Here is a 14096-nt window from a genome sequence, read left to right as displayed (position 1 = left end):
CTATTCAAGGAACGGTGCCATTTATGATTACTCTCGCACTCAACAGCACTATGCGCTTCACTCTTGTCTTTCTTTCTCTGCTAGCACTGGGTTGCAGCGACAGCGCCAATCGAAGCGCCGTGGAAAACGGCGGGGCGGAACTCACCCTTAAAAGCCGCTCTATGTTCCCTGTGGGCAATGTGGTTTATACGGAGGACGATTCAAGATTTACTGCCTACCAGTCCAACTACAATGACGTGCTTGACATTATTGCGAAGGAGTTCGACTACGTCGGACATGATGAACTCTTTCGCATACGTGAAACTAACCCGACCCCGTTTTCCAGTAATTACACGCGACTCGATGCGTTTGTCGAGGATGCAACCAGCAACGATTATCGTATACATGGGCACAATCTGCTTTTCTATTCTGACATTGGACCCGAGAGCTGGATTGCCGAATATCGGGAAAGCGAGGCATGGAGCAGAGATCAATGGCTCGAATGGTTCGAACGGTATGTCAAGGATAAGGTGGGCAGGTACAAGGGCCAAGTGGCCTCGTGGGATGTCCTGAACGAACCCTTGGCCAGAGTTATTGCGGATGATCCGAAGGCTCGAAATGTGTTCATAGATGTCGCGGGAGAAGATATTTACGCCAAGGTTTTTCGATGGGCAAGGGAAACTGACCCCAGGGCGAAACTCGTACTGAACGAGTTTTTCCTCGGTCCCGGCGGCAATAGAAAAACGGATGACTTAATAGCTCTCGCCAATAAAATCGGACGCAGCGGAGGCAAAGTTGACGTTATCGGCTTTGAGGGGATTTATATATTTTCTCCCCTGATCTTCACTACCTATTCCTACAATTACGATCGATTTAAAAAAGCGGCGGATGCCGGCTACATGGTTACCCTCTCAGAGCTAAACGTTGCGCTGAACATTTATCCCGCTGCAGGCAGAAATCAAAGCCAAACACGCTTGCTGCACTCGATCCAGCGTAAAGCCTTTAACAACATTATCAGAGCCTATATCGATGCAGTGCCGGAGAAACAGCGCTGGGGCGTGGTGACGTGGGGCGTGCCTGATTATCAAGGGTTCACGCGCTTTGGAGATATCTTCAAAGCGTTCAGGGCCCCGGGGGGCGGATCAGAGTGGCCTTTGCTCTGGGACGATAGTCTGGAAAAGAAACCTGCCTATTATGGCTTTTCGAATGGCCTGAAGGGCATTGAGGAGCCCTTTATTTATAACGCTGTCTACGAGGAGGGAGATCTGATCGACGACCATCACCTTATTGACGATTTCAAGAAAGCACTACTCGATCAACTGGAGGGCGAACGGATTGCACTGGCCATCGTGCCTTCATCCGGTGTTGTAGAGAACATCTATTATGAAGAGGCCAAGCGAGAGATTCTCGCTAGCCAAGACTAGAAGGGAGAAACCCGGGAACGGCACATTCAAAACACCTGACCATTGCCTTTCACCAGCACGCAGGCGCTGTAGAAGTCACATCTCTAACTGTCCTTAGCCTTTATTCCGGGACTTTCGCAACGACATTGGCGACGCTGGAGGCTATTTGCGCCTAAACCTTTAAATTTTTATTGATTACCTTTATGCTTTCGCTGGCCCAATTTCAGGAAGATACGCACAGCAGCCCGCACGATGGAAGCTCTTGCTACGGCACCCAACAGTCTGCAGACGCTTGAACTCTAAGGTTTATACCTAGAATCTTTGCGTCGCAGATTACGTGAGTCCGGAGATTCGCTTCTCTCAACTTCTTATGCGCTGTGGAAGCCTTTTTGAATGACCGTATCAACCCTTCGCAATGTGCGCCTAGCTCGTCGAACCGCCACTCGAGACGATTTGCTCTTACTCATTGCGAAAATGCAAATGGACAGCATCAGGCAGTCGCTTGCCCGCGACGTTGTATTGTTCATTTTTTATTTACTATTCAGCCTCAAGCTAGCACCTGGTGCTCAGGCTGCCATGAGTAAATCTAAAGCAGAGATCATCAATCCATTTTATCTGTACCTCTCGCAAATCGACTATGGAGACAAACATGCGCTTATCCTGCAAAAGTATTCCGTCTAGAACCCCGCTAGCCAGGACGATAGCGGCTTGCCTCGTCCTGATGAGCACAATATCTTCAACACTTGCGTGCACGGGTATCGTCTTACAGTCAGTGGACGGATCAACCGTTGCGGCGAGGACCATGGAATTTGGCTTTGACATTGATTCAAATATCTACGCTGTTCCGGCCGGCACGGAGATAGAGACACTTCAACTCAACCCGGATGTATCCGGTTTTACTTATACAACGACCTATGGCTTTCTCGGTGCAAACGGACTGGATATGCCCATCGTGTTCGACGGCATGAATACAGAGGGCCTGTATTTTGGAGCGTTCTATTTCGCCGGACCCGCCAAATTTGTAGAGCTTACCGATGAGAACCGTGAGAAAGCAGTTTCCTCTGAGGAAATGGGCAACTGGATACTCGGTCAGTTCAAAACTGTAGCCGAAGTGCAGGCCGCCCTGACCAATATCGAGGTAGTTGGTACTTATATCAAACAGATTAACGGTTTTGCACCGTTTCATTATGCCGTCACAGATGCGACTGGTGAATCAATCGTCATCGAGTACACGAAGCAGGGTCTAGCCGTCTACCGCAATACTGTGAACGTCGTTACTAACAATCCAGCCTATGACTGGCACATCACCAATCTCCGCAATTATGTTGGTTTACAAACAGGCAACCGCTCTGAGGTTACCGTCGGAAAAGAGGTTATCGCTCCCATGGGTCAGGGCACAGGCATGCTCGGCTTGCCCGGCGACATGACATCGCCCACGCGATTTGTTCGTGCTGCCGCCTTCGCAAACAGCGCCGTACCTGCCGCCAATAGCAGCGAGGCGGTGTTCCAGGCTTTTCACATTCTCAATACTTTCGATATTCCAAAGGGCGCCATCAGAGAAAGAGATCAAGGCGAAACGCTGACTGACTACACTTTATGGACATCAGCCGCTGATACAGCCAATGCAACCTATTATTTCAAGACTTATTTGACTCAAGCAGTAGAGAGCATTGATGTTCGCGCCGCCATTGCCTCAATTACAAAGCCCTCCACGCTGACAATGGAAAGTGGCTTCAGCGTCAAAGACAGAACACAGGATTTTTAAGCGTGGCATTATTAGACGGCGCGACCAAGCAACAGAGCCGCAGTTACTCAAACCGCAAAAGAGAGGCACACCCTTATGCACGCTAGCACTAGTAGGTATTTATTTATCTCGTTAGTCGCTGTATCCGCCCTGTTACTTGGTGAACACGGATTAGCGGCGACTGAAAATAGCGTCGCCGAGGAAGATAAATGGGAAACCTGGGTGGCACCCTATTTGTGGGGACTATCATTGAGCGGTGACGCCCAGGTCGGGGATAAAACGGGAGACGTCGATGTCAGTTTCAGCGATATTCTGGACGACATCAATATTGGAGCGATGGGCTTTGTCGATGGGCGGAAAGGGAGGGTTGGTTATTTCATTAATCCGATTTACTCCCGACTCACGGCCAAAGAAAATACGGACGATGAACAGATCGATGTCACCGCCGATACAGCAATATTGGCGTTAGGAGGTTACTACCGATGGATTGACACCAACGTTCGTGGTCGCAATGGTGGCGACACCGGGCGACTAGTGGTTGAGCCCTACGCTGGCGTCCGTTGGACCTATCTGCGTGCTAAAGTCGATGTCGACGGGGAGGGTCAGGGCGATGAGAGCGAAAACTGGCTGGATCCTATTGTGGGTAGTCGTCTTATGTACGTCTGGGATCCTCGCTGGGATATCGCCTTTTCTGCAGACGTGGGCGGATTTGGCATCGGGTCAGACTCCGCCTGGAACATCCATCTGCTTATGGGATATCGGCTCCAGCTTTTCGGTCGCGAGGCGATTATTCGTGGCGGATACCGAGCATTGCACCAGGATTACGAGACGGGGTCTGGGCGCTCAACCTTTAAGTGGGACGTGACCCAAAAGGGACCGATCGCGGGGATCGCGCTGAAGTTCTGATCCTGGAGAGGCGTGGGTTCGGTTCCAATCACCCTGAACGACCCACTCGCCGTCAGTTAGGCGCTTTACTTACCCTGAAGCCTCTGGTGCAATGAGAACGGCGTCACACTAGCGGCCGTTGCAGAGCCAACGTCGGGGTCAAAATTGGGCGGTGAGCGCTGTGGTTTTGCTGCGCCACATGCGACTGCATTTTTTAAACGGATAGTGATCCGTAACAACCCAAGTAACGTAATTTCGATAACCGCACATTTAATGAGTCTTAATATGAATAATATATTCCACCGTGCTTTCCTTGTAACAGCCCTGTGCAGTGCACTCCTCGCAGCATGCTCTGACAGTTCGAACAATAACAACCAAAGTTCAAACATTCTCAAAGAAGATCGCGCCTACTACATCTTGCCGCCGGGCAACTATGGTGGCATTCCCACCAATGACAACTCGCTTGACCAGCTCCCTCTTTACGACGGCTTGACGCCACTTCGGGGCAACGTGACAGACGAAGATATAGACGCGCTTTTTTTGCCCGAAAATTTAGAGCCGGTGGGTGCAACCACAGAAGAGGTAACCGGTCGCCAGGGGCTCACTATTCTCTATGACAGTTTTGGCGTTCCCCACATCACCGGTGAGACTCGCGCCGACCTCGCGTTTGGCGCGGGCTGGGTAACCGCGAGAGACCGATTTTTGCTTTTAAATCTTGGACGCAATCCCGCGAGAGTCGCAGTAGCAGATGTTCCCGGCATCAACGCTTTTTCGCTCGTTACCAACCCCTCCGAGACATTCATACCCAGCGCGGCTACAGAACAACTTGTTACAGATCAGCAAGCGCTCATTCTTGAGGTGTATGGAGCGGAAGAAGGCCAGCAAATTCTCGACGATGCGCAATCCTACGCCGACGGACTCAACGCATACGAGGCCGCTAATGACATTCCCAACCCTGAGCCCTACAACGTTAATGATGTCATTGCGGTGACCGCATTTATCGGATCGATCTTCGGCGCGGGTGGCGGCAGTGAAGCAAGCAATGCTGAATTTCTCTCTACACTCGTGCAAGGGCTGGGCGACGGGCAGGCACAGCTGGCCTGGGAGGACACAATGCTCTTTGGAGACCCTGAGGCACCCACTACCATCGACAAACGCTTTGATTATGGCCCGATAACCGGTGGCGCGGTTACCGGCAGTGTCTCTATTGACGCAGGTTCAGTAATCAACCTTGATCCTCGCCAGCCTGAGTCGACCAACACAGGGCTTGCTGATAGCGGTGGTGACGTATTTTTCCCCGCCGCGGGTGCCCCCCCGGATCGCCAGGCTTCAAACTTTCTAGTCGCAGGTGGTGAGGTCGCAGCCAATGATGCAACCATCGCTGTAATGGGTCCACAACTAGGCTATTACTACCCCGAGATCGTGTACCAACTGCATCTGTCGGGTGCGGGTATTGAAGCCCAGGGCGTCGGTGTACCAGGACTCGCCATGTATTTGTTAATCGGTCGCACGCAGGATTATGCCTGGAGCCTTACATCGGCCAGTCACGACGTGAGGGATGTGTTTGCAGAGGTCCTTTGCGAACCGGATGGAGGGGAACCGACTCGCGACTCTATGCATTATGAATTCGACGGTGTTTGTACGCCATTCAACATCTTCAATGCGGGCGAGCTCAGCGGCGTACCCCTGGTCTACCCGCAGTCTGTCCACGGCAACGTCATTGGCACCGCAACGTCGGACGGTCGACCCGTGGCACTCACTCGAAAGCGGTCCACATTCGGACGTGACGGACTCAATCTCGGTGCACTGAAAGCCATGACAGAGGGCAAGGCAAGCACGCCAGAACTGTTCTGGGAAAACGCCAATAAATTTGGTTTTACGTTTAATTGGGCCTACGCCTCGCGCACCAGCACTGCTTTTTTCTCGTCCGGTCGCCTACCAGTTAGAGCTGACGGCCTCGACCGACGTCTTCCGACTCTGGGCACAGGCGATTACGAATGGCAGGGTTTCCTCACCGAGGAGCAGCACCCCCATTCGCTGGATGGGCCCGATAACAGACTGCTAAACTGGAACAATCAGTCAGCGCCAGGCTTCATGCACGGAGATGGCACACCCTACGGTTCCGTTCATCGTGTACAACTTTTTGATCAATTTCCTGACAAGGTCGATCTAGCGGGAGTGGTAGGCATCATGAACCGCTCCGCCACTGAAGATGTTCGATCTCCGGCGTGGCCCATCGTCAGCGAGTTGTTGCGAGCCAGCGAGGCGCCCTCAGTGCTGGCCGGACAAATCGTAGATGTTTTGGATGCCTGGGTCGCCGATGATGCGCCAATACTGGATGCAGACAACAATGGATTTTATGATCAGTCAGGCCCCACGATTATGGATGCTTTGTGGGAGCCGCTGGGCCGAGCAGTTATGCTTCCTGTATTCGGCGATACTGTCGATGCCCTGGATAACATTCGAAACCTGGGAGGCAACGACGGCTCCAGCTATATTTATAAGGACTTGCGAACACTTCTGGGCAAAGACGTGGAAGGACCGTTCAATCTGCAGTATTGCGGCGCCGGGGAAGTAGAGGCATGCCGAGATTCTTTGTGGGCCGTCGTCGAGATCATAGGCGAGGAACTTTCAGCAGAATTCGGCAATGACAATCCCGATACGTGGCTGAGCACAGCAAGGCTCCTCTCGTTCACACCAGGGCTCATCAGCAATACGTTTCGGCCTACTAATCGACCGACGTTCCAGCAAGCCCTGGAGCTCGCTCCTCAGCGCCCCGACGGGTCATAGCCTATCGGTTAGCTAACGTCTGAATGCGCGACCCGGCCGGGGTCGCGCACTCCCGCACCAGATGACCTGAATGACATCGTTCATTCAGTGATGCTTGTCATAACTGCGCCTGGACCAGCCGATGTTTTTTTATTGCTAGTCCAGCGCTAGTTCTTTCTTTTCCCACATATACAGAAATCGCCAAAGCGTTGCACAAACCAGTGCATGGCCAATACCGCCGCCCAGTAGCAGCGGCTTTAGCGCGTCGATTGGCACGAGTTCGACCTCTGTTTTTTCTGTTTCACTGGAATACTCTGAAGGAGTAGTCTCTGATACGAAGCCGTAAAAGGTGTGGAGCGTATTGTTGAACAGGGCGGGATTCGGATTCAATTCTCCCAGGCAATGCGCGACCTTTGCGCTATAACCCGTCTCCTCATGACACTCCCGCAGTGCAGCCTCCGCGGGACTCTCCGCCGGGTCGTTCATCCCGCCGGGTATCTCGAATGTCACCTGCTGGCTACCATGCCGAAACTGACGAATCATCACGATTTCTTCTCGCGCAGTTATTGGCACCATATTCACCCATGCCCGGCTATCAATGAGAACAAAGTTATGTGTTTTTCCAGTATAGGGTGACACATCCACCACTTCGCAGAGATCCAGAATACGCGTTTTCTGCACTACAGTAGTTTGCTGTCGTTTCCAGTCTCTTATCATCGCTTCATCCTATCTATTTTCGGTTGATAATCGCAGCAGCAAAATTAGAATTATCGGTTATACTGTGGATACCGCACGTCTGCCGCAGATTCACACCAGTACAATAACTCGCAGCGGGCTTTTTTAAATAATCGGGGATAAACCACACTATGAACAGAATCCAGAAAACCATCATGCTGCTTATCGGAACACTAATGCTGAGCACCTATGGCTGCAGCAAAGAAGACGCAAACCAGGCTGCCAGCAATGCGGCTGACAGCATACAGCAGGCCACTGATAGTGCAAAAGACGCTGCTGGCAACGCAATGGACAAGACAGGCAACGCGCTCAGTGATGCCGCGAGCACGGTCTCTGAAACAGCGGATGACGCGTGGGATGCCACGGCAGACGCGGCCAGTAAAACAGCCGATACTGTCTCTGAGACCACGGAAGATGCCTTGAAGGCCACGGGTGAAGCTGCCAGCGATGCGGCGGATGCCGCCAGCAGTGCGGCTAGCGATGCAGCGGATGCTGTTAGCGAGAACGCCGGCGATGCCTGGGACGCCACGACCAAAGCGGCCGGTGAAGCATCGGACGCAGTAGAAGGTGCCACCGACGATGCGGTGAAAGCTACGGAGGACACCATAGACAAAATGAAAAAATAGGGACAGTGCATCGAGCCTCCATCCACATTATGTGAGCCGCTGGCGGGTGGACTCGGCGCTCCCACCGTTTTTGTATCCACAAAACCATCGGTTGGCAAACTTCTTGTCTTCCGATGGTTTTTTTCGATGCAGCGGTTGGCGCCAGCTGCCTACTCACCCATATTGAAACGCACAGTGAGTAGCAACAGATTGCCCCCTCGCAACTTGGCCATTCCCTCTGGGATGCACAGCACCTAGCGTACTTTCGAACATTCTCACAATGTTAAAAGACGTTTTTTAGAAGCCCCGCTCGTGACCAGGCGCGTTCAGCATACCCGCACTCCCAGCCCTTTGATATCTCAAGCGGCGTGCTTCTGCAAATTATTGGTACTGCTCGCTTTTTTGTGAGATAGCTTGCGCGCTCCCAATCGCATTCTAATCCAGATAAGAAGACCGGTTGCGGGGCCGTATCGCTTCGCACACTGCGCTTCCCCTGACTTCACAGGGCGAACTCAATCTGGTATTTTCGCTAAAAAATAAACGCCTCGATGCAAATCGACGTCAGACAATACAGGTTTAATCTATGGTCTCTGCAGCACAGGCTCGCATCGTCTCTACCCTTATCATAGCCGCATGCATCAGCATGCCCGCACATTCTCAGGACGCTGGCACCCCAGACCCTGATCTCTTAACAAGAATCTATCCAGGCAAAGCCTATTCACCTTACGCGGAACGTGAATTTCCGAATCAGGTTTATTGGGGTGAAGCTCATCTCCATACAGGCTTGTCATTGGACGCCGGTCTTTTCGGAAACATTCTCGGTCATGAGGATGCTTACCGCTTTGCCAGAGGCGAACAAATACAATCATCGGGCGGGCTCCAGGTAAAACTGGGCCGACCGCTGGACTGGCTCGCTATCACGGATCATTCAGACATGATGGGTATCGCTACAGATATCCAGAAAGGTACACCCAATATTCTAGCCAACCCCAAGGGTAAAGAATGGGCCGAGGGTTTTCAGCAAGGCGGTGAGGCTGCCGGTAGAGCCGCATTCGATCTCATCACGCACTTCGCGCAAATGAAAATTCCCAAAGAGCTGGTTGATCAGTATTCTCCGGGCTCTAAAGTGTACGACGATCTATGGAATGAAATCACCTACACGGCAGACAGGTTCAACGAGCCGGGACGTTTTACCACACTCATTGGGTTTGAGTGGACCTCTGTTCCAAAAGGATTCAATCTTCATCGCAATGTGATATTGCGAGATGGGGGAGAGTTAGCGAGGCAGGTTACACCACTGACCACGCAACCTCCTGCGGGCACCACAGACCCACTCGACCTGTACCAGTGGCTGCAAGATTATGAAGACAAAACCGATGGACAAGCACTGGCAATATCCCATAACGGTAATCTATCGAACGGCTGGTTATTCCCATTAACCCATACCTACGCGGGCGGCAAGGTCGATAAGGAGTATGTAGAGCTTCGCGCGAAGTGGGAGCCACTTTATGAGGTAACCCAGATAAAGGGAGATGGAGAAACCCACCCGCTTCTGTCACCAGACGACGAATTCGCTAATTATGAGACGCTGGACAAAGGGAATCTTGATCTCACCGAGTTGAAAAAAGAGGAAATGCTGCAGCGAGAGTATGCGCGGGAAGCACTGAAGACCGGCCTGGCACTCGAGTCCAGACTCGGGACCAACCCCTATAAGTTTGGCATGGTGGGCGGAACTGACAGTCACACCAGCTTGTCTACGGCAGAGGAGGACAATTTCTTCGGTAAGTCAACGAGCGCCGAGCCCTCACCAATGCGAATCGGCCACCCCTTTGTGAAATCAGAGTTGGGCGCAATTGAGGGCTACGAACTGGCCGCATCAGGCTATCAGGCGGTGTGGGCTCAGGAGAATACCCGTGAGGCAATTTTTGATGCCATGGAACGCAAGGAAACCTACGCGACCACGGGGCCGAGGATCTCCGTTCGTTTTTTCGGCGGCTGGAATTTTACGGAGGAAGATCTCAGAAGCCGCGCCCCTGCCTTTCGCGGTTATGAAAAAGGGGTTCCAATGGGTTCAGATTTACCGGTAACGAGCGGCGAATCGCCCACTTTTATGGTGTATGCACTGCGCGACCCGATGGGCGCCAACCTCGATCGCATCCAAATCATCAAAGGCTGGCTTGATGCAGACGGGGCAACACACGAAAAGGTCTACAATGTCGCGTGGTCAAACGGACGCGACATCGACACTGGGGGTCAATTGCCTCCGGTAGGAAACACTGTCGATCTCGAAGCCGCAAACTGGACCAACACTATTGGCGCCTCAGAACTCGCTGCCGTGTGGATCGATCCAGATTTCGATCCGAAAGATAAGGCGTTTTACTACGCCAGGGTGATCGAGATTCCAACACCACGCTGGATAGTCTACGACAAAGTGAGGTACGGCAGCGAAATACCGGAAGGTGCGAATGTGATTCAACAAGAACGGGCCTACACCTCACCCATCTGGTATGAGCCCTAATCTCTCGATTGTGGCCCATAGCACCGATACTGACTTGCTTCCCGGCACGTTCACTCGAGACCGCGGTAAGCCTCAATAGCGGGCGCAAACTCGGTGGGCGTAGAACCATGTATTACCACGCCATCGGCGCCATTGGCCAGTTGATGCCTCCATGCCTGAGCGCAGTCCACCGCGCTGCCACTAGCTGCTGTTAGCCAATCGTCGGGGATTAGTGCACTAATTTTTTCCAACTGTTCAAGACTGGCAACACTATCGATACCCCCTGGCATCGAACTAACAATCGTATTGTTACGGAATTCCTCCAGAACCTTTGCGTCCCATCCATTCAAAGTAATAAGCATCTCTGCATATCCCGGAGCCTGCATATACGTGGCCATACGAGCCACCAGCTTACGCAGATAATCTTCCCGATCGGGGTCGAGAACTGTCGCCTGAACGGAATAAATTTTAACGCTATCGGGGTCCCTACCAGCCGCCTCAGCACCTTCCTGAATCAAGCCCTTGGCACGGCGCAGGCCCTCATCAGTAATAAATGTATGCAAGTGCACTCCATCGAAGTGAGCACCAGCGAAGCGCAGGCTTTTGGGGCCAAACCCAACAAAAAGAATTGGCATGTCGACGTCTAACCAGTCGCCCATGCTTAGATACGGGAGATTTCCCATAGGCCCTTCGTAGCCCATTACTTTCTCTCCCTGCCATAAAGTGCGCAGAATATTGAGTCCATCTACCAACTGTTTGTTGGTCACGGTGCTGAGGCCCATGAGGTCATTCCGTATGCCCACTCCCCGGGCCAGCCCCAACTCAAACCGTCCACCGGACAGGTAATGCAAACTGGAACACATATTAGCAAGAACCATCGGGTGTCGAGTGTGAAGATTCGTTCCCGCAGTCGCCACCCGCAGATTGTCGGTAACCGACAACGCCGCTGCGCATATGACACCGGCATCTTTTACATCGAATCGCTCCGACAGCCAGACCCGACCTAAACCCATAGATTCTGCCTGGCGCGCCTCTGTAATAGCATCGGCCGGGGTTGTCGTGTGACCAGGAAGAAGATAGCAACTAAGCTCCTCGAATTCAGACGGGCTGTCCATATTCATACTCCATAATTCTACTCGGTGAATCGTGATCGCCAGACGCCGCTGGACAGCGCTCATCAATCACATCTATAAACTGATATCGGCACAGGCTGTATACCTCGAACAAGCGGCCTGCCCTACTGCTACAAAAAAATTATAACTTGGCACTGATTCGTTAGAATTCCGGCCTATTGGCGACACGGTAAAACGGTACTGCAGCGCAAAAACCGGGTGATCAATTACTTGGCCTGAGGGCTGTATTTTCCCTACTAACATGTCGATCCATTAAGCACTCAATCACAGATGGTTAACCCAGCAGTGCGCGCCAGCCCCTAGCGCGCAATGGACGCCACGCATCCGCCGCATACAGTATCCATGCGATCAGTAAAAACTGTGCTGGAATCCGGCCCCACAGCACGACTGGAGGCGCCTGCGAGCCAAACATGGGCAAATTATATATGGCCATATTGATATTAGCGGGCAACACCACAATGCAGAATACCGATAGCCACAAAGCGGTGAACTGGCGAGTTGGTTTCCAGAGCAGAAAACCGGCAAAAAGGAATTCCATGATGCCGGTTATCCACACAATTTCTCTGGCAAACGGGAGCGGTGTGATCGCAGCGAGCCCTGCGGTGTGAGTAAAGTGCAATAGGCCCGCCACACAAAAGCCAAGCACTAGCGCTGCGATTGATAGGGTGCGCAAAGCGCCAGTGCGGGGGCGATCACTATGGGTCATCGACGAACCTCTTTTTATTGCGCTATAGACTGCCTGCAACGCTTCCAGTGCCAATAATATCTCTGTGCTTTTTTAACCGCCACTTCGACCGCTACCTTAGCGGCGTCAGCCCGACTCTCTACTTGAGAAGAGAACCAAGCAAACCCCGAAATAATTTGCGCCCCAAACTGCTTCCCGCGGCGCGAGCGACACTTTTTAAGAAAGCTTCGCCGGCGCTCTCGCGAGTCCTGGAACTTTTTTTGACCGACTTGTCGGCCTTGGCAGAACGCTCAGCCAGATCCGCTTCCTGCTCTTCTTTCTGCCGCATAGCAGTGCGCTCCATTAATATTTCATGCGCCGAACGTGGGTCGATGGCCTCCGCATAGCGCTTTTGATTTATATCAGCGTCGATAATGAGCGCACGCTCCTCCGCAGTGGCTGCCCCCATACGCGAGCTGGGTGGACGTACCAGTGTACGTTGCACCGGCGCCGGTATACCTTTCTCCTGTAGCGTAGAAACCAGCGCTTCACCCACGCCTAACTCGCTGATAGCGGTCACGGTATCGAGAGCAGGATTTTCACGGAATGACTGCGCGGCGACATTGACAGCCTTTCTTTCCTTCGGGGTGTAGGCGCGGAGTGCGTGTTGCACGCGGTTTCCCAATTGCCCAAGTACACTGTCGGGAATATCACCTGGACTCTGGGAAATAAAATAGATACCAACGCCTTTTGAACGAATCAGACGCACAACCTGCTCGATTTTTTCCAAAAGTATTTTCGGTGCATCGCGGAATAGAAGGTGAGCCTCGTCGAAAAAAAACACCAGCACAGGCTGCTCTGGATCTCCCAATTCCGGTAGTGTCTCAAATAACTCGGACAGTAACCAAAGAAGAAAGGTTGAATAGACTCTTGGATTCATGATTAAAGCGTCAGCCGCCAGAATATTAATCATCCCGCGACCATCGCGAGAGGTGCGTATAAAATCCTGTAACTGGAGAGCGGGTTCACCGAAAAAGCTTTGACCCCCCTCTCGTTCAAGCATCAGCAGGCGGCGCAAAATAGCATTGATAGACGCTGTAGAGACGTTATAGCCCGGGCCCATTTCCTTGCGATGCTCACTCAGGAATTCCAGTGAGGTTCGCAGGTCTTTTAAATCTACCAGCAACATGCCCTGCTCATCGGCATATTGAAATATAAGCGTAACAACGCTTTCTTGAGTTTCATTAAGATTCAGCAGCCGCGACATCAGCTGCGGCCCCATTTCGGAAATAGTAGAACGAATCGGCGTCCCCTTCTCTCCGAAAAGATCCCAGAACGCCACGGGATAACCCCGCTGCGCATAATTCTTAATGCCGATCTGTTGTACCCTTTCTTCTACTTTGTGATTCGCTGTGCCCGCCTGTGATATACCTGAAAGGTCTCCTTTCACGTCAGCCATGAAAACCGGGACCCCAAGATCGGAAAAACCCTCGGCCAGGCATTGCAGCGTTACGGTCTTACCTGTGCCGGTAGCGCCCGCAATCAGTCCGTGACGATTGGCATAGCGGGGATTAAGCGCGACGTGTCCGGCATCGGAGCCGCCAATGAGAATACCTTCCGTCATGTTTCGTTTAACCTGGTGATGGGCTGTTGAACCGGCATCCAGTATAGTGAACCACGGA

Annotated in this window: 11 protein-coding genes; 7 read left to right on the top strand and 4 right to left on the bottom strand. The window is 52.3% G+C overall.

The annotated features are described in order from the left end of the window. Positions 1-23: 23 nt before the first annotated feature. The 5 genes from EYC82_RS14715 to EYC82_RS14695 all read left to right on the top strand — a co-directional run bounded on the left by EYC82_RS14715 (position 24) and on the right by EYC82_RS14695 (position 6801). On the top strand, positions 24-1403 hold the full coding sequence (locus EYC82_RS14715) for an endo-1,4-beta-xylanase (protein ID WP_279250300.1): 1380 nt from the start codon (positions 24-26) through the stop codon (positions 1401-1403). Between the two features lie 372 nt (positions 1404-1775). Further along, positions 1776-2063 (top strand): hypothetical protein, encoded by a 288-nt coding sequence (locus tag EYC82_RS14710; RefSeq protein ID WP_279250299.1) that lies wholly within the window; start codon positions 1776-1778, stop codon positions 2061-2063. Beyond that, a complete protein-coding gene (locus tag EYC82_RS14705) occupies positions 2020-3147 on the top strand; it encodes a choloylglycine hydrolase family protein (RefSeq protein ID WP_341475063.1) in 1128 nt (375 codons plus the stop codon). The genes EYC82_RS14710 and EYC82_RS14705 overlap by 44 nt, the downstream gene beginning before the upstream one ends. Before the next feature lie 75 nt (positions 3148-3222). Continuing rightward, a complete protein-coding gene (locus EYC82_RS14700) occupies positions 3223-4032 on the top strand; it encodes a hypothetical protein (RefSeq protein ID WP_279250297.1) in 810 nt (269 codons plus the stop codon). 264 nt (positions 4033-4296) lie between these two features. Next, positions 4297-6801 carry a penicillin acylase family protein gene (locus EYC82_RS14695; protein ID WP_279250296.1) on the top strand — a complete coding sequence of 835 codons (2505 nt, stop codon included), beginning with the start codon at positions 4297-4299 and terminating at the stop codon, positions 6799-6801. A gap of 135 nt (positions 6802-6936) precedes the next feature. On the opposite strand, the gene EYC82_RS14690 is transcribed toward EYC82_RS14695, so the two are convergent. Beyond that, the gene (locus EYC82_RS14690) at positions 6937-7497 is read right to left on the bottom strand and encodes an NUDIX hydrolase (protein ID WP_279250295.1); all 561 of its coding nucleotides are present in this window, start codon (positions 7495-7497) and stop codon (positions 6937-6939) included. Between the two features lie 149 nt (positions 7498-7646). On the opposite strand from EYC82_RS14690, the gene EYC82_RS14685 reads away from it, so the two are divergent. Together EYC82_RS14685 and EYC82_RS14680 are read left to right on the top strand one after the other, a co-directional pair. Next, a complete protein-coding gene (locus tag EYC82_RS14685; RefSeq protein WP_279250294.1) occupies positions 7647-8141 on the top strand; it encodes a hypothetical protein in 495 nt (164 codons plus the stop codon). Between the two features lie 562 nt (positions 8142-8703). Beyond that, positions 8704-10638, top strand: coding sequence for a DUF3604 domain-containing protein (locus EYC82_RS14680; RefSeq protein ID WP_279250293.1), 1935 nt, complete (start codon positions 8704-8706; stop codon positions 10636-10638). Between the two features lie 50 nt (positions 10639-10688). On the opposite strand, the gene EYC82_RS14675 is transcribed toward EYC82_RS14680, so the two are convergent. The 3 genes from EYC82_RS14675 to EYC82_RS14665 all read right to left on the bottom strand — a co-directional run bounded on the left by EYC82_RS14675 (position 10689) and on the right by EYC82_RS14665 (position 14038). After that, entirely contained in the window at positions 10689-11732 is a 1044-nt protein-coding gene (locus EYC82_RS14675) for a TIGR03857 family LLM class F420-dependent oxidoreductase (protein ID WP_279250292.1), read from the bottom strand. Between the two features lie 292 nt (positions 11733-12024). Further along, positions 12025-12456, bottom strand: coding sequence for a DoxX family protein (locus EYC82_RS14670; RefSeq protein ID WP_279250291.1), 432 nt, complete (start codon positions 12454-12456; stop codon positions 12025-12027). Between the two features lie 118 nt (positions 12457-12574). Next, positions 12575-14038 carry a helicase HerA-like domain-containing protein gene (locus EYC82_RS14665; protein ID WP_279250290.1) on the bottom strand — a complete coding sequence of 488 codons (1464 nt, stop codon included), beginning with the start codon at positions 14036-14038 and terminating at the stop codon, positions 12575-12577. Positions 14039-14096: the final 58 nt, after the last annotated feature.

Origin of the sequence: Candidatus Marimicrobium litorale (genome assembly GCF_026262645.1) — a bacterium.
In the GTDB taxonomy this organism is placed as follows: Bacteria; Pseudomonadota; Gammaproteobacteria; order Pseudomonadales; family Halieaceae; genus Marimicrobium; species Marimicrobium litorale.
The sequence above is the reverse complement of the archived record's forward strand: the minus strand, read 5'-3'. Positions and strand labels throughout refer to the sequence as shown.

Bases quoted from the DNA above. Each gene is read 5' to 3' on its own strand.
- EYC82_RS14715 (WP_279250300.1), top strand. From the start codon at position 24: ATGATTACTCTCGCACTCAACAGCACTATGCGCTTCACTCTTGTCTTT.
- EYC82_RS14710 (WP_279250299.1), top strand. From the start codon at position 1,776: ATGACCGTATCAACCCTTCGCAATGTGCGCCTAGCTCGTCGAACCGCC.
- EYC82_RS14705 (WP_341475063.1), top strand. From the start codon at position 2,020: ATGGAGACAAACATGCGCTTATCCTGCAAAAGTATTCCGTCTAGAACC.
- EYC82_RS14700 (WP_279250297.1), top strand. From the start codon at position 3,223: ATGCACGCTAGCACTAGTAGGTATTTATTTATCTCGTTAGTCGCTGTA.
- EYC82_RS14695 (WP_279250296.1), top strand. From the start codon at position 4,297: ATGAATAATATATTCCACCGTGCTTTCCTTGTAACAGCCCTGTGCAGT.
- EYC82_RS14690 (WP_279250295.1), bottom strand. From the start codon at position 7,497: ATGATAAGAGACTGGAAACGACAGCAAACTACTGTAGTGCAGAAAACG.
- EYC82_RS14685 (WP_279250294.1), top strand. From the start codon at position 7,647: ATGAACAGAATCCAGAAAACCATCATGCTGCTTATCGGAACACTAATG.
- EYC82_RS14680 (WP_279250293.1), top strand. From the start codon at position 8,704: ATGGTCTCTGCAGCACAGGCTCGCATCGTCTCTACCCTTATCATAGCC.
- EYC82_RS14675 (WP_279250292.1), bottom strand. From the start codon at position 11,732: ATGGACAGCCCGTCTGAATTCGAGGAGCTTAGTTGCTATCTTCTTCCT.
- EYC82_RS14670 (WP_279250291.1), bottom strand. From the start codon at position 12,456: ATGACCCATAGTGATCGCCCCCGCACTGGCGCTTTGCGCACCCTATCA.
- EYC82_RS14665 (WP_279250290.1), bottom strand. From the start codon at position 14,038: ATGACGGAAGGTATTCTCATTGGCGGCTCCGATGCCGGACACGTCGCG.